The organism is Enterobacter sp. C4G1 (assembly GCF_052886895.1).
Genome location: NZ_JBQVVV010000002.1, coordinates 277,509 through 293,840, shown reverse-complemented (window position 1 = coordinate 293,840; position 16,332 = coordinate 277,509). Strand labels below are relative to the sequence as shown.

Here is a 16,332-nt window from a genome sequence, read left to right as displayed (position 1 = left end):
CGATATGTTTACCACCCGGCCCTTAACATTTATGCCAGACAAAGCGTTGCGCGATGTTTGGCAGATTCCATCCCCAACTCAATCAGTTCCATAATCTGAATGGCCTGGCTTGCCGGAACCGGATTTTCCCCCGTCCCATTTAGCGCATCGCGGATCCCCGCATAATAAGCGGGGTAGTTGCCGGGCATCGTCAGTAAGGTTTCCTGAACCTGCTCCTCTCCTTCGAAACGCGTGAACACGCCATCGCGCATATCATAACCCCAGTCTTCCTGCGGCAAACGCTCGCCATTTTTGAGACGATCTTCTTGCGGATCAAGGCCAAACTTCACGTAGCTGCCGCGCGTGCCATGGATGATATACCGTGCAGATTCTGCTGCCGCAAGCATGGTGGCGTGCAGGACAATGCGCCGTTGCGGATAACTTAGTATCGCGTGAAAGTAGTCTGTTGTCTGTGCTCCCGGCCTTAGCTGGGCCAGGTCAACGGTCAGACTTACTGGCAAACCAAACAGGTTCACTGCCTGATCGAGCAAATGCGGCCCTAAGTCATACCAGATACCACTGCCGGGCCCAGCCTGCTCGCGCCAGCGGTCACGCACCTGAGGACGAAACCGGTCAAAGTGAGACTCGAAATACGCAATTTCGCCGAGCACGCCTTCATTTATCAGCGATTTAACGGTTAAAAAATCACTGTCCCAGCGGCGGTTATGAAATACCGACAGCAACCGGCCCGCACTTTTTGCCTGCGCATCCAGCTCTCTCGCTTGTGACAACGTCACGGTGAAGGGTTTATCCACCACCACATGTTTACCCGCTTCTATCGCGGCTTTTGCCAGCGGGAAGTGGGTATCGTTTGGCGTGGGGATCACAATCAAATCAAGATCAGGATTGTTAAACAGATGCTTTGGCTCAGAAACAACAGGAACCGTCGGCCAGTCGGCATGGACTTTTACCGCATCACTGCTTGAAATCGCGGCCAGTTCCATTCCTGAAGTCCCGGCAATCAGAGGGGCGTGAAATGTTTTACTCGCGTACCCATAACCAATAAGCCCGACACGGATGTTGTCATTCATATAGTTACCCTCGCAGATGATGTTCTTATTTCACACTGGCAATTCTGATGTCTGAACAGATTAATAATGTGCGATATGACTTAAAATAGCATCCTGTGCCGGTTATTTTTGTTACATAGATTTAACCTGCTGATTTTCTTTAGGGAAACCGTTCCCAAAGCGCTTGCCGTGGCGAATGTTGCGCTGTAACATTTGCAATCTGTATTTATGGATAAATTACAAACACGAATCATGACGTCAATAATTAATCGAATCATTGAATTAGCGGGATGGATTGTCCTTGGAGTTTCGGTTGTGCTGCTGGGTGTTGCCAGCCATATCGATAACTACCAGCCGCCGGAGCCTGTCACAGTCGCACAACCGAAATAACCTCAATGCGGTAATAAAGAGTGACATATTATGTCAGTTTCATATTGCCAGCCGTGTTGAAGAGGGTTAACCTTCTCATCCAGGCATCGTCTGATGCCTGAATCATTCAGCAAAGAAAACTCCTAATTTAGTCGCATTACCTGAGTGGGCTGTTTACGTCTTTATTAATCCGTTTATTATTCGAACGAATTACCTTCACTGGTATTACTCACTTTTATATGGAAACTCATTAATATGACAGTTCAGGACTATTTATTAAAATTTCGCAAGATCAATTCGCTTGAGAGCCTGGAAAAACTGTTTGACCATCTGAACTACACGCTGTCGGATAATCAGGAAATCATCAATATGTATCGCGCAGCCGATCACCGCCGTGCAGAGCTCGTCTCTGGTGGCCGGTTGTTCAATGTTGGCGAAGTCCCTAAGTCTGTATGGCGTTACGTACTATAAGAAAGTAGCCATCCGCGCGAAATGTTATATACTCTGCGCCCTGCAAATTGGCTATATAACGTTTCGCGCAGACTTATGGGAGAGAACATGACCGCATCGCCTGGAGAAAAAATCGGAGGCTGGTTAATCGCCCCGCTGGCATGGCTGCTGGTTGCATTATTAAGCGCATCTCTGGCGCTTCTGCTCTATACCACCGCACTGATTACCCCTCATGCGATCCAGACCCTGATGTCCCAGAGTGCAGGCAAAATTGCGCTGTGGTTTGCGTCTTTCGTCTTTGCGATAGCCATGTGGTATTACACGCTATGGCTGACCATCGCCTTTTTTAAGCGCCGTCAAAGTGTGCCTAAACACTACATTATCTGGCTGCTTATCTCTGTGCTGCTGGCGGTGAAAGCCTTTGCTTTCTCGCCCGTATCTGATGCACTGGCCGTTCGTCAGCTGCTCTTTCCGCTGCTGGCGGCATCACTGTTGGTCCCTTATTTCAAACGCTCGTCGCGCGTGAAAAAAACCTTTGTGAACCCGTAATAACCTTACAGTTATCCTGTTGTCGCCTGTTCTGGTTTATCAGATAATAGGCGGCTTTTTTATTTCAGGCTGAATAATGACCGATTACTTACTGCTCTTTGTCGGAACTGTGCTGGTTAACAACTTCGTACTGGTGAAGTTCCTTGGCCTATGCCCGTTTATGGGTGTGTCCAAAAAACTGGAAACAGCAATGGGCATGGGGCTGGCGACAACCTTCGTCATGACGCTGGCGTCTATTTGCGCCTGGTGGATTGATACCTGGATACTCATCCCGCTGGGTTTAACCTATCTGCGTACGCTGGCCTTTATCCTGGTTATCGCGGTGGTGGTGCAATTTACCGAAATGGTGGTGCGTAAGACCAGCCCGGCGCTTTATCGCCTGCTGGGCATCTTCCTGCCGCTCATTACCACCAACTGCGCCGTACTGGGCGTGGCATTGCTGAACATCAACCTCGGGCATAATTTCATGCAATCGGCACTGTATGGTTTCTCCGCAGCAGTCGGTTTCTCTCTGGTCATGGTGCTGTTTGCCTCTATTCGTGAGCGCCTGGCGGCAGCGGATATCCCTGCGCCGTTTCGCGGAAATGCCATTGCGCTGGTTACCGCAGGTTTAATGTCTCTGGCCTTTATGGGCTTTAGTGGTCTGGTGAAGTTGTAATGAATGCTATCTGGATTGCCATCGCATCTATCAGCGTGCTGGGATTAGTGTTTGGCGTCATTCTGGGTTATGCCTCCCGCCGCTTTGCGGTTGAGGACGATCCGGTTGTTGAAAAAATTGATGAGCTTCTGCCGCAAAGTCAGTGTGGGCAGTGCGGCTATCCTGGCTGCCGCCCTTATGCAGAGGCTGTTGGTGTGCAGGGTGAGAAAATCAACCGTTGTGCGCCAGGTGGCGAAGCGGTAATGCTGAAAATCGCCGCGCTGCTTAACGTTGATCCGCAGCCTGCTGATGGCGATGCAGATGTGCAGGAGCCCGCTCGCGTATTGGCTGTTATCGACGAAGCAAACTGTATTGGCTGCACCAAATGTATTCAGGCGTGTCCTGTCGACGCCATTGTCGGCGCAACCCGCGCTATGCACACCGTTGTGGCGGATTTGTGCACCGGCTGTAACCTCTGCGTCGCGCCTTGCCCGACGCAATGTATCGAGTTACGTCCGGTCGAAACGACTACCGATAGCTGGAAGTGGGATCTTCAGACCATTCCGGTTCGCATCATTCCTGTGGAACAACATGCTTAAGTTATTTTCTGCTTTCAGAAAAGAGAAGATTTGGGACTTTGATGGCGGCATTCATCCGCCAGAAATGAAAACCCAGTCTAACGGCACCCCGCTGCGTCAAATTCCGCTGGCGACCCGCTACGTTATGCCACTAAAACAGCATATTGGCGCTGAGGGTGAGCTGTGTGTGAAAGAAGGCGATATCGTGCTGCGTGGCCAGCCGCTGACCTTTGGTCGCGGACGTATGCTGCCTGTTCACGCGCCGACGTCCGGTAAAGTGGTGTCGATTGCACCGCACACCGTTGCGCATCCTTCTGCACTCTCTGAGCTGAGTGTCATTATTGACGCTGACGGCGAAGACCGCTGGATCGATCGCGATGGCTGGAGCGACTACACTGCCCATAGCCGCGACGCGCTCATTGAACGTATTCATCAGTTTGGCGTGGCCGGTCTTGGCGGCGCAGGCTTCCCGACGGGAAGCAAACTGCGTGGCGGTGGCGACAAAATCCAGACCTTAATTATCAACGCTGCGGAATGCGAACCTTATATTACCGCGGATGACCGTCTGATGCAGGATTGCGCGGCACAGGTCGTGGAAGGTATTCGTATCCTCGCGCACATTCTGCAACCACGCGAAGTGCTGATCGGCATAGAAGATAACAAACCGCAGGCGATTTCCATGCTGCGTGCGGTGCTGGCAGGCAGCCACGACATTGGTTTGCGCGTTATCCCAACCAAGTACCCTTCCGGTGGCGCAAAGCAGCTGACGCAAATTTTGACCGGCAAACAGGTTCCGCACGGCGGGCGTTCGTCCGATATTGGCGTGCTGATGCAAAACGTGGGCACCGCCTATGCGGTAAAACGTGCGGTTGTTGACGGCGAGCCGCTGACCGAACGTGTTGTCACCCTGACCGGTGAATCGGTTTCTCGCCCGGGGAACGTCTGGGCGCGTTTAGGGACACCGGTGCGTCACCTGCTGGAACAGGCCGTTTTTTGTTGCGGCAGTGAACAGATGGTGATTATGGGCGGCCCGCTGATGGGCTTTACTCTGCCGTGGCTGGATGTCCCGGTCGTTAAAATTACTAACTGCCTGCTCGCCCCTTCTGCCACAGAGATGGGTGAAGAGCAGGAAGAAAAAGGCTGTATTCGCTGTAGCGCCTGTGCTGACGCCTGCCCGGCAGATCTTCTTCCCCAGCAGCTGTACTGGTACAGCAAAGGCCAGCTGCACGATAAAGCCACAGCACACAATCTTGCCGACTGCATAGAATGTGGCGCCTGTGCCTGGGTGTGCCCGAGCAATATCCCATTGGTACAGTATTTCCGCCAGGAGAAGGCCGAAATTTACGCCATCTCGATGGAAGAGAAACGTGCCGCCGAAGCAAAAGCCCGTTTTGAAGCACGTCAGGCACGTCTTGAGCGTGAGAAAGCGGCTCGCCAGGAGCGCCATAAACAAGCGGCCGTGCAACCCGCTGAGAAAGATCAGGATGCGATCAATGCCGCTCTGGCGCGCGTTCGTGAGAAAAAAGCCTCGGCTGCCCAGCCGGTGGTGATCCCGGCGGGAGCAAAACCGGATAACAGTGAAGCGATTGCCGTGCGTGAAGCACGCAAGGCAGAAGCCCGTGCTCGTCAGGCGGAAAAAGCGCAAAACGCACAGCCGGAAACAGCAGTTGACCCACGCAAAGCGGCCGTCGAAGCAGCCATTGCCCGGGCAAAAGCACGCAAAGCAGTACAACAGGACGTTGTGGCGGTGCCAGAAGCGCCCGTTGACCCGCGAAAAGCCGCTGTTGAAGCCGCCATTGCCCGTGCCAAAGCGCGCAAAGCTGAACAACAGGACGCTGTAGTGGCACCAGAAGCACCGGTTGATCCACGCAAAGCCGCAGTTGAAGCCGCTATTGCCCGGGCCAAAGCCCGTAAAGCGGCACAGCAGGAAGAGCAGCCTCTGGCCGCAAACGACGATCCACGCAAAGCCGCAGTCGCAGCAGCGATTGCGCGCGTTCAGGCAAAGAAAGCCGCGCAGCAAGCAGTTAACGAGGATTAAATGGTTTTCAGAATCGCAAGTTCCCCTTACACCCATAACCAGCGCCAGACTTCGCGCATTATGATGCTGGTCTGCCTGGCGGCCCTGCCGGGCATCGCCGTGCAGTTTTGGTTTTTCGGCTGGGGAACCCTTTTCCAGTTAGTCCTGGGTTGTGCTACCGCTTTTGCAGCTGAAGCACTTGTGCTGACGCTACGTAAGATGGATGTTACCCGCATCCTCAGCGACAACTCCGCGCTTTTGACTGGCCTGCTGCTGGCCATCAGTATCCCGCCTTTCGCTCCGTGGTGGATGGTGGTGCTGGGCACCGTATTTGCCGTCATTATCGCAAAACAGCTTTATGGCGGTCTGGGGCATAACCCGTTTAACCCGGCGATGATCGGCTATGTGGTGTTGCTTATCTCTTTCCCGGTGCAGATGACCAGCTGGCTGCCACCGCATGAAATTGCTGCCACCGTGCCTGGCTTTATGGATGCGCTCCACGTTATTTTTACCGGCCACACGGCGATGGGTGCGGATATGAACGCGCTGCGCTTGGGTGTGGATGGCATCAGCCAGGCGACCCCACTTGATACGTTTAAAACCTCACTTCATGCCGGGCATAGCGTTGAGCAGATCATGAAATCGGCCATCTACAGCGGCGTACTCGCCGGTGCAGGCTGGCAATGGGTGAATCTGGCATATCTGCTGGGTGGCGTGTTCCTGCTGTGGCAGAAGGCGATTCGCTGGCATATTCCGGTCAGTTTCCTGGTGACGCTCGCCGTCTGCTCGACCCTGGGCTGGGTGTTTTCTCCTGAATCCCTGGCCAGCCCGCAGATGCACCTGCTCTCGGGTGCGACCATGCTGGGCGCATTCTTTATTTTGACCGACCCGGTGACCGCATCGACCACCAACCGTGGCCGTTTGATCTTCGGCGCTCTGGCGGGGTTGCTGGTGTGGCTTATCCGCAGCTTTGGCGGCTATCCTGATGGCGTGGCGTTTGCTGTACTGCTCGCCAACATCACCGTTCCGCTTATCGACTACTACACGCGTCCCCGCGTGTACGGCCACCGCTAGGAGCCTGCTATGCTGAAAACGATGCAAAAACACGGCGTCACGCTGGCCATCTTCGCTGCGGTGCTGACCGGGCTGACGGCGCTGGTGAATGCGATGACCAAAACGACCATTGAAGAACAGGCGACGAAGCAACAGAAGGCCCTGTTCGACCAGGTTATCCCGGCGGATTTCTACGACAATGACCTGCAAAAAAGCTGTTTTGTCGTTCAGGCTGCTCCGTTAGGGAAAGGCCCGCACCGAATTTTTATTGCCCGTAAAGGGGATAAAGCCGTCGGTGCCGTGATGGAAGCCACCGCGCCAGACGGTTACTCAGGGGCAATACAGCTGCTGGTCGGCACTGATTTTTCCGGTACAGTGCTGGGTACGCGTGTGACTCAGCACCACGAAACACCGGGTCTTGGTGACAAAATTGAGCTGCGCTTAAGCAACTGGATTTTACATTTCGCAGGCAAAGTGATCCATGGTGAAGATGATACCGCCTTTGCGGTGAAGAAAGATGGCGGTGAATTCGACCAGTTTACCGGCGCCACCATCACCCCACGTGCGGTGGTCAACGCCGTAAAACGTGCCGGGCTGTATGCCGAAACGCTGCCCGCGCAGATCAACAATCTTCCGGCCTGTGAGGAGTAATCATGAGCCAGGTTAAAGAGGTTATTGTCCAGGGGCTGTGGAAGAACAACTCTGCACTGGTGCAATTACTGGGGATGTGTCCGCTGCTGGCGGTTACATCGACCGCAACCAACGCACTCGGGCTGGGCCTTGCGACAACGCTGGTGCTTACCCTGACCAACCTGTCCATCTCTGCACTTCGCCGCTGGACACCATCGGAAATCCGCATTCCGATTTACGTGATGATCATCGCCTCGGTGGTGAGTATCGTGCAGATGCTGATTAACGCCTACGCGTTTGGTCTGTACCAGTCGCTCGGGATCTTCATTCCGCTTATCGTAACCAACTGTATTGTGGTTGGGCGTGCTGAAGCCTTCGCGGTGAAAAACAGCCCTGCGATGTCTGCGCTGGATGGTTTTTCCATCGGTATGGGCGCAACCTGCGCCATGTTTGTCCTCGGTTCCATCCGCGAAATTCTGGGGAACGGCACGCTGTTTGACGGCGCAGATGCCCTGCTGGGTGGCTGGGCAAAAGCATTGCGCATCGAGGTGTTCCATACGGATACACCGTTCCTGTTGGCCATGCTGCCGCCTGGCGCATTTATTGGCCTTGGCATGATGCTGGCGATAAAATATCTCATTGATGAGAAACGTAAACGCCGCGCCGCTGAGCGCAGCGTGCAGGAAGGGATACCCGAGAAAGCCTCATGAACAAAGAGAAACGCATTGCGATCCTGACGCGGTTGCGGGATGAAAACCCTCATCCGACTACAGAGCTGAACTTTAACTCGCCGTTTGAGCTGCTGATTGCCGTGCTGCTCTCAGCACAGGCTACGGACGTGAGCGTCAATAAAGCCACTGCCCTGCTCTACCCGGTCGCCAACACGCCGCAGGCGATGCTGGAGCTCGGTGTAGAAGGTGTTAAGTCCTATATCAAGACTATCGGTTTGTTCAACAGCAAGGCCGAGAACGTCATTAAGACCTGCCGAATTTTGCTTGAACAACACGGTGGCGAGGTGCCAGAAGATCGCGCGGCGCTCGAGGCGTTACCCGGTGTAGGCCGGAAAACTGCGAACGTTGTGCTTAACACGGCATTTGGCTGGCCAACGATTGCTGTCGATACCCATATCTTCCGTGTTTCTAACCGCACCAACTTCGCCCCCGGTAAAAATGTCGAGCAGGTTGAAGAGAAACTGCTCAAAGTGGTTCCCGCCGAATTTAAGGTTGATTGCCACCACTGGCTTATCCTTCACGGACGTTATACCTGTATTGCGCGCAAACCGCGCTGCGGCTCCTGCATCATTGAAGACCTCTGCGAATTTAAAGAAAAAGTGTATCCCTGACCCCTTTTTCTCTTTCTGACCTCATATCAAATCGTTATGAAAGGAAGGCCTTACTGTGAACCTTCCTTTCGGCCACTTATTGTCCGCATTAGCCATCCTTAACCCTGTCGATTGTTCGGTCATTTAACACTCAAACAGGTTAATTGTTTTTTCATCACCAAAAATTTCTATACATCTGTGATCGAGATCACTCTGATAACTCCATGTTGGTTTTTTGTTGTGAAAAGCTGTGTAAACCCTTTGCCAGACAATATTTAACCGATCCTTTACCGCAGATAAGACCAGTCATTTTTCAGAATATGGGCTATATCACTGCCAGTAAGGTCAAATAGCAGAACATATTGCCAAATACGGTCTTTTTGGGGTTTGTGGCAGTGAAAAAAACCAACAATCCTTAACCAATGAAATTTAACGCTGAATAACATTTGAATGAACCGAGTATTATGCCGCATCAGTTATATGTAACAGATTATTACAAACGTATTGCCAGATAGGTCAGGATAGTGAACATTACCCGCCGTTTCCCCTCCCAATATAACTATAAGGCGGATGGACTACGGCCATCACGCTATGAACACCCCCGTTAATATGGGATGTAAAAAAAGAGGTATATGTGTCTACTGCAAACAATAAACCAACAGATGAGAGCATAAGTCTTAACGCTTTCAAACAACCTAAAGCGTTCTATCTCATCTTCTCTATCGAGTTATGGGAGCGTTTTGGTTACTACGGCCTGCAAGGGATCATGGCGGTTTACCTGGTTAAGCAACTGGGTATGTCCGAAGCGGATTCCATCACGCTGTTCTCTTCATTCAGTGCTCTGGTGTACGGTCTGGTCGCTATCGGCGGCTGGCTGGGTGATAAAGTTCTGGGTACCAAACGTGTCATCATGCTGGGCGCAATCGTCCTGGCAGTAGGTTATGCACTGGTTGCATGGTCCGGTCACGATGCGGCTGTGGTCTACATGGGTATGGCGACCATCGCAGTAGGTAACGGTTTGTTCAAAGCGAACCCGTCTTCCCTGCTCTCTACCTGCTACAACAAAGATGACCCGCGTCTGGACGGTGCATTCACCATGTACTACATGTCCGTGAACATCGGTTCCTTCTTCTCTATGCTGGCAACGCCATGGCTGGCCGCGAAATTCGGCTGGAGCGTTGCGTTCTCCCTGTCTGTTGTCGGGATGCTGATCACCGTTGTTAACTTCGCCTTCTGCAAGAAGTGGGTTAAAGACTACGGTTCAAAACCAGACTTCGAACCTGTGCATGTGGGCAAGCTGCTGGCAACCATCGTGGGTGTTGTGATCCTCGCGGCAATCGCCACCTGGCTGCTGCACAACCAGGGCGTGGCACGTGCTGTGCTGGGCGTGGTTGCACTGGGTATCGTCTGCATCTTCGCGAAAGAAGCGTTCGCCATGCAGGGCGCTGCTCGCCGTAAGATGATTGTTGCGTTCATCCTGATGCTGGAAGCGATTATCTTCTTCGTGCTGTACAGCCAGATGCCAACTTCTCTGAACTTCTTCGCTATCCGTAACGTTGAGCACTCCATTCTGGGTATCGCGTTCGAGCCGGAGCAGTATCAGGCCCTGAACCCATTCTGGATCATGATTGGTAGCCCGATTCTGGCCGCTATCTATAACAAGATGGGTGACCGTCTGCCAATGCCGCACAAGTTCGCGATTGGTATGGTGCTGTGCTCTGGCGCGTTCCTGGTACTGCCACTGGGTACCAAATTTGCGACCGATGCAGGTATCGTCTCCGTTAACTGGCTGATCCTGAGCTATGCTCTCCAGTCTATTGGTGAACTGATGATCTCCGGTCTGGGTCTGGCGATGGTTGCTCAGCTGGTCCCACAGCGTCTGATGGGCTTCATCATGGGTAGCTGGTTCCTGACCACTGCCGGTGCAGCGATTATCGCCGGTAAGATTGCTAACCTGATGGCCGTTCCAGAGAACGTGACCGATCCGCTGGTTTCTCTGAACGTCTACGGTACGGTCTTCATGCAGATTGGTATTGCCACCGCAGTTATCGCCGTGCTGATGCTGCTGACTGCGCCTAAACTGAATCGTATGACTCAGGACGACGACAAAACTGCTAAAGCGACCGAAACCGCAACAGCATAATGTCATCGGGGAACGACTGAACAGAAGCCGTTAACTTTGTGTTAGCGGCTTTTTTTTATTCGTTCGCGCACTAACATAGCTGAAACCTCAGCAAAAAGGAGTTACCGATGAAACTGTTCTACAAACCGGGCGCCTGCTCTCTTGCTTCCCATATTACCCTGCGCGAGAGCGGCAAAGATTTCACGCTGGACGGCGTTGACCTGATGAAAAAACGCCTGGAAAACGGCGATGATTTCTTTGCTATTAACCCGAAGGGACAAGTTCCGGCGCTGCTGCTGGATGACGGTACACTGCTGACGGAAGGCGTTGCCATTATGCAGTTCCTGGCGGATAACGTCCCTGATCGCCAGCTGCTGGCACCGACCGGCAGTATCTCTCGTTATAAGACGCTGGAGTGGATGAACTATATCGCGACCGAGCTGCACAAAGGCTTTACGCCGCTGTTCCGCCCGGACACACCGGAAGAGTACAAACCTACCGTGCGTGCCCTGCTGGAGAAAAAACTTCAGTACATTAATGAGTCGCTGAAAGACGATCAGTGGATTTGTGGCCCGCGTTTCACCATTGCAGATGCCTATCTGTTTACCGTCCTGCGCTGGGCGCGTGCGGTTAAGCTGAACCTGGAAGGGTTAGAGCATATTGCATCGTATATGGAGCGGATGGCGGCGCGCCCTGCGGTCGCTGCGGCGCTAAAAGCGGAAGGTTTGAATTAACCGAACGGCCTGTGTTGCCGGGTGGCGCTGACGCTTACCCGGCCTACAAATTCCGTAGGCCCGTGCAAGCGTAGCGCCGCCGGGCGGTGTCTAAAGCTGCGTTGCGCTGAAATAGTGCTCCGGCTTCGCGATACGATCCTGTGCCGCAACCACCTGCAACTCATACTCCTGCATATTTTTCGTCGCCGTCATAATTTCATACACCGCGGCAGTTACATGCTCCAGGGCATCGCGAAGCGTTGCGCCTTGCAGCAATTTCACCAACAGCAGGCCGCTGGTCACATCGCCAACCCCAACCGGCTGACGCACGCCAAAATCAACCAGTGGACGGCTAATATGCCAGGCTTCGTCTTTCGTCACCAGTAGCATCTCAAAACGGTCACGGCTCAGCCCTGCGCGGGCCAGGTGCTTCACCAGTACAATTTCAGGTCCTTGCGCAATCAGCTCGCGAGAGGCGCTCACAGCCTCTTCTACGCTGTTCACAGGATGCTCGCAAAGGATCTCCAGCTCAATCAGGTTTGGTGCAATGATGTCGCTCGCGGGGAGCGCGTGTCGTACGTGAAACTCAGCCACGCCAGGCGCCACGATGCAGCCCTTCTCAGGGTGCCCCATTACCGGATCGCAGAAGAATTTCGCCGCAGGGTTCGCCGCCTTCACCTGACGCACGATACCAAGAATATGTTCGCCCTGCTCTGCTGAGCCCAGATAACCGCTCAACACCGCGTCACAGCGTTTGAGCTGGTCGATATCAGCGATGCCCTGCACAATCTCCGTGAGATGCGAAGGCGGCATCACGCAGCCGGTCCATTTCCCGTACTGGGTATGGTTAGAGAATTGAACGGTATTAAGCGGCCAGACATTGGCACCAAGGCGACGCATCGGGAATTCCGCTGCGCTGTTGCCAGCATGTCCGAATACAACATGGGACTGAATGGCGAGGATATTCTTCATTTTTTGCTTACCACAACCCTGAAAAAACAAAGGGGCGTGGTTTCCCACGCCCCTGCATACTTTTGATTACTTCCAGCACACCAGACAGTAATTCTTCTTACCGCGACGCAACAGCGAGTAGCGGCCATACAGACGATCGCTGTCAACAAAGGTGTATTCAGGATCGGTCTGTTTTTCACCGTTGATGGTAATGGCGTTAGAGGCAATGGTCTTACGAGCCTGACCGCGGGACGGTTGCAGCTCAGAATCCACCAGCGCCTGCATCAGGTCTGCGCCTTTTTCCATCTCAACCATCGGCACGCCATCCTGCGCCAGCTGTTCGAAGTCCGCTTCGCTTAAATCGCTCAGCGTACCGTTAAACAGGCTTGCGGTAATGCGTTTTGCCGCAGCCAGGCCTTCTTCACCGTGAACCAGTTTGGTCACTTCATCAGCCAGAACATACTGCGCACGAGGTGCTGTACCACTGTTTTTGTCTTCTTCTTCCAGCGCATTGATGGCTTCAATGTCCATAAAGGTGAAGAATTTCAGGAAGCGGTAGACGTCAGCATCTGCGGTATTGATCCAGAACTGGTAGAACTTATACGGGCTGGTTTTCTTCGGATCGAGCCAGATTGCGCCACCCTCAGTTTTACCAAACTTGGTGCCATCGGCTTTGGTGATCAGTGGAACCGTCAGGCCGAACACCTGGTTCTGATGCAGACGACGGGTCAGATCGATACCAGAGGTGATGTTACCCCACTGGTCAGAACCGCCAATTTGCAGGGACACGCCGTGCAGTTTGTTCAGGCAGGCGAAGTCATAACCTTGCAGCAGGTTGTAAGAGAACTCGGTGAAAGAGATGCCCTGATCGTCACGGTTCAGACGCTGCTTCACGGCTTCTTTATTGATCATCTGGTTAACAGAGAAGTGTTTACCGATGTCACGCAGGAAAGTCAGCACGTTCATGCCGCCAAACCAGTCATAGTTGTTCGCGGCAATTGCAGCGTTTTCGCCACAGTTGAAGTCGAGGAAAGGCGCAACCTGTTTGCGGATCTTGTCCACCCACTCCTGCACGGTGTCTTCGGTGTTCAGTTTACGCTCAGCGGCTTTGAAGCTCGGGTCACCAATCAGACCGGTCGCGCCGCCAACCAGTGCAACAGGCTTATGGCCCGCCATCTGGAAGCGTTTCAGGCATAACAATGGAACAAGATGCCCCAAATGCAAGCTGTCAGCGGTGGGATCGAAGCCGCAATAGAGCGCGATCGGGCCTTGCGCCAGTCGCTCTGCTAACGCTTCCTCGTCCGTCACCTGGGCCACAAGGCCCCGCTCTTGCAATTGTTTAATCAAGTTACTGCTTGCCATCAAATTCTCCATGTATAAACGACTGCACCTTTGCCGGTACACGACTTTTCGCCTGATGCGAAAGGTACATAGAATAAAGCGCTGTCGCACGTAGCGCTAGCGCTTAAAACAACAATTTCGGGGATTACGGCGCCAGTCTGTCGATTTTCCAGCCACCATTCTCGCGCTGGTATAAAAAGCGGTCGTGAAGGCGATGTTCGCCGCCCTGCCAGAACTCCATTTGCTCGATTGGGATGCGGAATCCGCCCCAGAAACTCGGCAACGGGACTTCACCCTGCTGGAACTTTTGTTTTAACTCGAGGAATTTGCTTTCAAGTACACCGCGGGCAGAGATTCGACTGGACTGTTTAGAGACCCAGGCACCAATCTGGCTGTCACGCGGGCGGCTGTGGAAATATTTCAGCACATCCAGGGTGGAAAGACGCTCGGCCTTCCCTGTAACCATGACCTGACGTTCCAGCATATGCCACGGGAACAGCAGGCTCACGCGTGGGTTGTTTTCAATCTGGTGTGCTTTACGGCTGCCCAGGTTGGTATAAAACACCAGCCCTTTCTCATCGTAATGCTTCAGCAGCACGATGCGCTGATACGGCTGCCCGGTCTCATCAACCGTGGCAACAACCATTGCGGTCGGGTCGGCAAGTTTTGCTTCACAGGCCTGTTTCAGCCAGCGTTCAAAAAGCACCAGGGGTTCAGCGGGAAGATCCTGGCGACGCAGGCCGCCTTTGGTGTATTCACGGCGCAGATGCGCAATTTGCTGCAATTCGTCGTTATCTGACATGGCGTTAGCTGAAATTGACATTAGGTGGCGCTATTGTGCGCCGCCCCTGTAAAAATCTCAACGCTTCGGATTTTGTAGCTGGCAATTGTTCAGCACAATGCGGTCACGTTTATAGACCGTTGCTTCATCGCCTTTAGACCAGAAAACATAAATGCCATCGGTATAACGCGCACCTGATGCAGACATGCCCTGCTTCAGATTCAGCAGTTTGTTGTCAAATACAAAGCTGGCTTCCTGACGGGGGTTGTTGATCTTCACGGTCAGCGTTTTTTCGTCGCAACGATACTCCAGGGTATCGGTCTGCATACGTTCAACGAACTGGTTATAGACGCTGCACCCTGACAGCAGTAGAGGCACAGCAATAAGAAGAAGTTTTTTCATGGGCGTATTCCGAAGACTATCCTGGTCCTGGAGGACATTGCTGCCCTCCTGTTTTCTTTCCATTTTAACGGCTACACGCAGTGCTGAATTTCAGTTAACTCTGATTATGACGTGGATTTGCCGGGAAAATAGCGCCAAGCACGCTCGCTTCACGCGCACCGGTTACCGAAGGGAGATTTCCCGGTAACCCGGCGATGGTGCGCCAGGCTAGCCATGCAAAGGCCAGCGCTTCCATATCATCACCGCTGATCCCGGCATCGTCCGTCGTCGTGACTTCAGTGCCTGGCAGTAGCCCGGCCAGACGCGCCATCACCAGCGGGTTGCGGCTGCCACCGCCACACACCAGCAGGCGTTCACATCCGCCGCTGAGGAGAACCTGTTCGGAAATCGAGGTGGCCGTCAGTTCCGCAAGCGTTGCCTGTACATCTTTTGGGGAAAGTGCGGGGAATGGCATAAGCTGACGTTCAAGCCAGCCATAGTTGAAATACTCTCGCCCGGTGCTTTTTGGTGCAGGCGCTGCAAAATATGGGTCGCTCAGCATGGACTGTAAAAGAGGAATAATCACTTTTCCTTCACAGGCCCACTGGGCGTCTTTGTCGTAAGGTTTTCCGTACTGACGCCAGATCCAGGCATCCATCAGCATATTACCCGGCCCGGTATCATAGCCACGCACAGGCTGGCCCGGGATTAGCATTGACAGGTTGGCGATGCCGCCGATGTTGAGCACCATCCGGCGTTCTGTTGGGTGCGCCAGCAAGGCCTGGTGAAATGCGGGAACCAACGGTGCGCCCTGACCACCCAGCGCGATATCCCGACGGCGAAAATCGCCCACGACGGTCACACCGGTCCTGGCGACAATCTGGTTGTTATCGCCAATCTGCATCGTGTGCGGCGCGTCGCCGGTGGGTTCATGCCAGACCGTTTGCCCGTGACAGCCGATAGCCACCACATCCTGCGGTTGCAGCTTCTCTTTTTGCATCAAAGCCAGTATCGCATCGCCAAAGAGCGCGCCCAGACGCACATCAAGCTGACCAAGCTGTGACAGCGTCAACTGCTGGCCCTGACAGATGCCCAGGATAGCCTCTTTCAGCGAAACAGGGATCGGCCATGTCAGACTCGCCTGCTGTGCCACCATGTTTTCATCTATGGCAGCCAGAACAACATCGACACCATCAAGACTGGTACCTGACATCACACCAATGTAGCGACCCGATTTCATGCGCTTTCCTTACGTTTCGTGAGCGAGTTTCCCACACTCCACCATAAACGGCGTCGCTTTGCTATGCAGCGATAATATTATTTAACAATGTCAGACACGTAACCGGGGGGCTTCTTGTTTATGCCTCGTTAAGCCAAATTCAAGTACAAT

General features: G+C 53.4%; 18 protein-coding genes. 12 read left to right on the top strand and 6 right to left on the bottom strand.

What is annotated here, in order from left to right; all coding sequences use genetic code 11:
- Nucleotides 1–29: 29 nt before the first annotated feature.
- Nucleotides 30–1,070, bottom strand: a complete 1,041-nt coding sequence (locus ACT9TW_RS15280) for an oxidoreductase (RefSeq protein WP_446492901.1) — start codon at nucleotides 1,068–1,070, stop codon at nucleotides 30–32.
- Between the two features lie 243 nt (nucleotides 1,071–1,313).
- Between ACT9TW_RS15280 and blr the strand changes: the two genes are divergently transcribed.
- From blr to gstA, 12 genes are all read left to right on the top strand, one after another.
- Nucleotides 1,314–1,439, top strand: a complete 126-nt coding sequence (gene blr / locus ACT9TW_RS15275) for a division septum protein Blr (RefSeq protein WP_168162139.1) — start codon at nucleotides 1,314–1,316, stop codon at nucleotides 1,437–1,439.
- Nucleotides 1,440–1,673: 234 nt separating this feature from the next.
- Nucleotides 1,674–1,889, top strand: a complete 216-nt coding sequence (ydgT, locus tag ACT9TW_RS15270; protein WP_006174966.1) for a transcription modulator YdgT — start codon at nucleotides 1,674–1,676, stop codon at nucleotides 1,887–1,889.
- Between the two features lie 87 nt (nucleotides 1,890–1,976).
- Nucleotides 1,977–2,417, top strand: coding sequence for a DUF2569 domain-containing protein (locus tag ACT9TW_RS15265; RefSeq protein ID WP_182060791.1), 441 nt, complete (start codon nucleotides 1,977–1,979; stop codon nucleotides 2,415–2,417).
- A gap of 76 nt (nucleotides 2,418–2,493) precedes the next feature.
- The gene (gene rsxA / locus ACT9TW_RS15260) at nucleotides 2,494–3,075 is read left to right on the top strand and encodes an electron transport complex subunit RsxA (RefSeq protein WP_008500564.1); all 582 of its coding nucleotides are present in this window, start codon (nucleotides 2,494–2,496) and stop codon (nucleotides 3,073–3,075) included.
- Nucleotides 3,075–3,653, top strand: coding sequence for an electron transport complex subunit RsxB (gene rsxB, locus ACT9TW_RS15255; protein WP_446492900.1), 579 nt, complete (start codon nucleotides 3,075–3,077; stop codon nucleotides 3,651–3,653). Before rsxA ends, rsxB begins: the two co-directional genes overlap by 1 nt.
- The gene (gene rsxC / locus ACT9TW_RS15250; RefSeq protein WP_446492899.1) at nucleotides 3,646–5,670 is read left to right on the top strand and encodes an electron transport complex subunit RsxC; all 2,025 of its coding nucleotides are present in this window, start codon (nucleotides 3,646–3,648) and stop codon (nucleotides 5,668–5,670) included. The genes rsxB and rsxC overlap by 8 nt, the downstream gene beginning before the upstream one ends.
- The gene (gene rsxD, locus ACT9TW_RS15245) at nucleotides 5,671–6,723 is read left to right on the top strand and encodes an electron transport complex subunit RsxD (protein WP_446492898.1); all 1,053 of its coding nucleotides are present in this window, start codon (nucleotides 5,671–5,673) and stop codon (nucleotides 6,721–6,723) included.
- A gap of 9 nt (nucleotides 6,724–6,732) precedes the next feature.
- A complete protein-coding gene (gene rsxG, locus ACT9TW_RS15240) occupies nucleotides 6,733–7,353 on the top strand; it encodes an electron transport complex subunit RsxG (protein WP_315688416.1) in 621 nt (206 codons plus the stop codon).
- Nucleotides 7,354–7,355: 2 nt separating this feature from the next.
- A complete protein-coding gene (locus ACT9TW_RS15235; RefSeq protein WP_166716823.1) occupies nucleotides 7,356–8,042 on the top strand; it encodes an electron transport complex subunit E in 687 nt (228 codons plus the stop codon).
- The gene (gene nth / locus ACT9TW_RS15230; protein ID WP_014069985.1) at nucleotides 8,039–8,674 is read left to right on the top strand and encodes an endonuclease III; all 636 of its coding nucleotides are present in this window, start codon (nucleotides 8,039–8,041) and stop codon (nucleotides 8,672–8,674) included. Before ACT9TW_RS15235 ends, nth begins: the two co-directional genes overlap by 4 nt.
- A 613-nt stretch (nucleotides 8,675–9,287) precedes the next feature.
- Entirely contained in the window at nucleotides 9,288–10,796 is a 1,509-nt protein-coding gene (gene dtpA / locus ACT9TW_RS15225; RefSeq protein ID WP_182060786.1) for a dipeptide/tripeptide permease DtpA, read from the top strand.
- A 107-nt stretch (nucleotides 10,797–10,903) separates the two neighbouring features.
- On the top strand, nucleotides 10,904–11,509 hold the full coding sequence (gene gstA / locus ACT9TW_RS15220; RefSeq protein WP_446492897.1) for a glutathione transferase GstA: 606 nt from the start codon (nucleotides 10,904–10,906) through the stop codon (nucleotides 11,507–11,509).
- A gap of 90 nt (nucleotides 11,510–11,599) precedes the next feature.
- Here gstA and pdxY read toward each other — a convergent pair whose 3' ends face one another.
- The 5 genes from pdxY to anmK form a co-directional block, all read right to left on the bottom strand.
- Nucleotides 11,600–12,460 carry a pyridoxal kinase PdxY gene (pdxY, locus tag ACT9TW_RS15215; protein WP_182060784.1) on the bottom strand — a complete coding sequence of 287 codons (861 nt, stop codon included), beginning with the start codon at nucleotides 12,458–12,460 and terminating at the stop codon, nucleotides 11,600–11,602.
- 66 nt (nucleotides 12,461–12,526) lie between these two features.
- The gene (gene tyrS / locus ACT9TW_RS15210) at nucleotides 12,527–13,801 is read right to left on the bottom strand and encodes a tyrosine--tRNA ligase (RefSeq protein WP_446492896.1); all 1,275 of its coding nucleotides are present in this window, start codon (nucleotides 13,799–13,801) and stop codon (nucleotides 12,527–12,529) included.
- 124 nt (nucleotides 13,802–13,925) lie between these two features.
- Nucleotides 13,926–14,582, bottom strand: a complete 657-nt coding sequence (gene pdxH, locus ACT9TW_RS15205; RefSeq protein ID WP_315688694.1) for a pyridoxamine 5'-phosphate oxidase — start codon at nucleotides 14,580–14,582, stop codon at nucleotides 13,926–13,928.
- Between the two features lie 57 nt (nucleotides 14,583–14,639).
- Complete coding sequence (gene mliC, locus ACT9TW_RS15200) at nucleotides 14,640–14,963, bottom strand: C-type lysozyme inhibitor (RefSeq protein ID WP_446492895.1); 324 nt, start codon at nucleotides 14,961–14,963, stop codon at nucleotides 14,640–14,642.
- Between the two features lie 94 nt (nucleotides 14,964–15,057).
- Nucleotides 15,058–16,182 (bottom strand): anhydro-N-acetylmuramic acid kinase, encoded by a 1,125-nt coding sequence (gene anmK / locus ACT9TW_RS15195; RefSeq protein WP_182060781.1) that lies wholly within the window; start codon nucleotides 16,180–16,182, stop codon nucleotides 15,058–15,060.
- Between the last annotated feature and the right edge of the window lie 150 nt (nucleotides 16,183–16,332).

Excerpts from the sequence above, each read along its gene's own strand:
- rsxD (WP_446492898.1), top strand. The coding sequence starts at position 5,671 with ATGGTTTTCAGAATCGCAAGTTCCCCTTACACCCATAACCAGCGCCAG.
- pdxY (WP_182060784.1), bottom strand. The coding sequence starts at position 12,460 with ATGAAGAATATCCTCGCCATTCAGTCCCATGTTGTATTCGGACATGCT.
- rsxC (WP_446492899.1), top strand. The coding sequence starts at position 3,646 with ATGCTTAAGTTATTTTCTGCTTTCAGAAAAGAGAAGATTTGGGACTTT.
- tyrS (WP_446492896.1), bottom strand. The coding sequence starts at position 13,801 with ATGGCAAGCAGTAACTTGATTAAACAATTGCAAGAGCGGGGCCTTGTG.
- anmK (WP_182060781.1), bottom strand. The coding sequence starts at position 16,182 with ATGAAATCGGGTCGCTACATTGGTGTGATGTCAGGTACCAGTCTTGAT.
- ACT9TW_RS15280 (WP_446492901.1), bottom strand. The coding sequence starts at position 1,070 with ATGAATGACAACATCCGTGTCGGGCTTATTGGTTATGGGTACGCGAGT.
- ACT9TW_RS15235 (WP_166716823.1), top strand. The coding sequence starts at position 7,356 with ATGAGCCAGGTTAAAGAGGTTATTGTCCAGGGGCTGTGGAAGAACAAC.
- ydgT (WP_006174966.1), top strand. The coding sequence starts at position 1,674 with ATGACAGTTCAGGACTATTTATTAAAATTTCGCAAGATCAATTCGCTT.
- pdxH (WP_315688694.1), bottom strand. The coding sequence starts at position 14,582 with ATGTCAGATAACGACGAATTGCAGCAAATTGCGCATCTGCGCCGTGAA.
- nth (WP_014069985.1), top strand. The coding sequence starts at position 8,039 with ATGAACAAAGAGAAACGCATTGCGATCCTGACGCGGTTGCGGGATGAA.
- mliC (WP_446492895.1), bottom strand. The coding sequence starts at position 14,963 with ATGAAAAAACTTCTTCTTATTGCTGTGCCTCTACTGCTGTCAGGGTGC.
- rsxA (WP_008500564.1), top strand. The coding sequence starts at position 2,494 with ATGACCGATTACTTACTGCTCTTTGTCGGAACTGTGCTGGTTAACAAC.
- rsxG (WP_315688416.1), top strand. The coding sequence starts at position 6,733 with ATGCTGAAAACGATGCAAAAACACGGCGTCACGCTGGCCATCTTCGCT.
- gstA (WP_446492897.1), top strand. The coding sequence starts at position 10,904 with ATGAAACTGTTCTACAAACCGGGCGCCTGCTCTCTTGCTTCCCATATT.
- rsxB (WP_446492900.1), top strand. The coding sequence starts at position 3,075 with ATGAATGCTATCTGGATTGCCATCGCATCTATCAGCGTGCTGGGATTA.
- ACT9TW_RS15265 (WP_182060791.1), top strand. The coding sequence starts at position 1,977 with ATGACCGCATCGCCTGGAGAAAAAATCGGAGGCTGGTTAATCGCCCCG.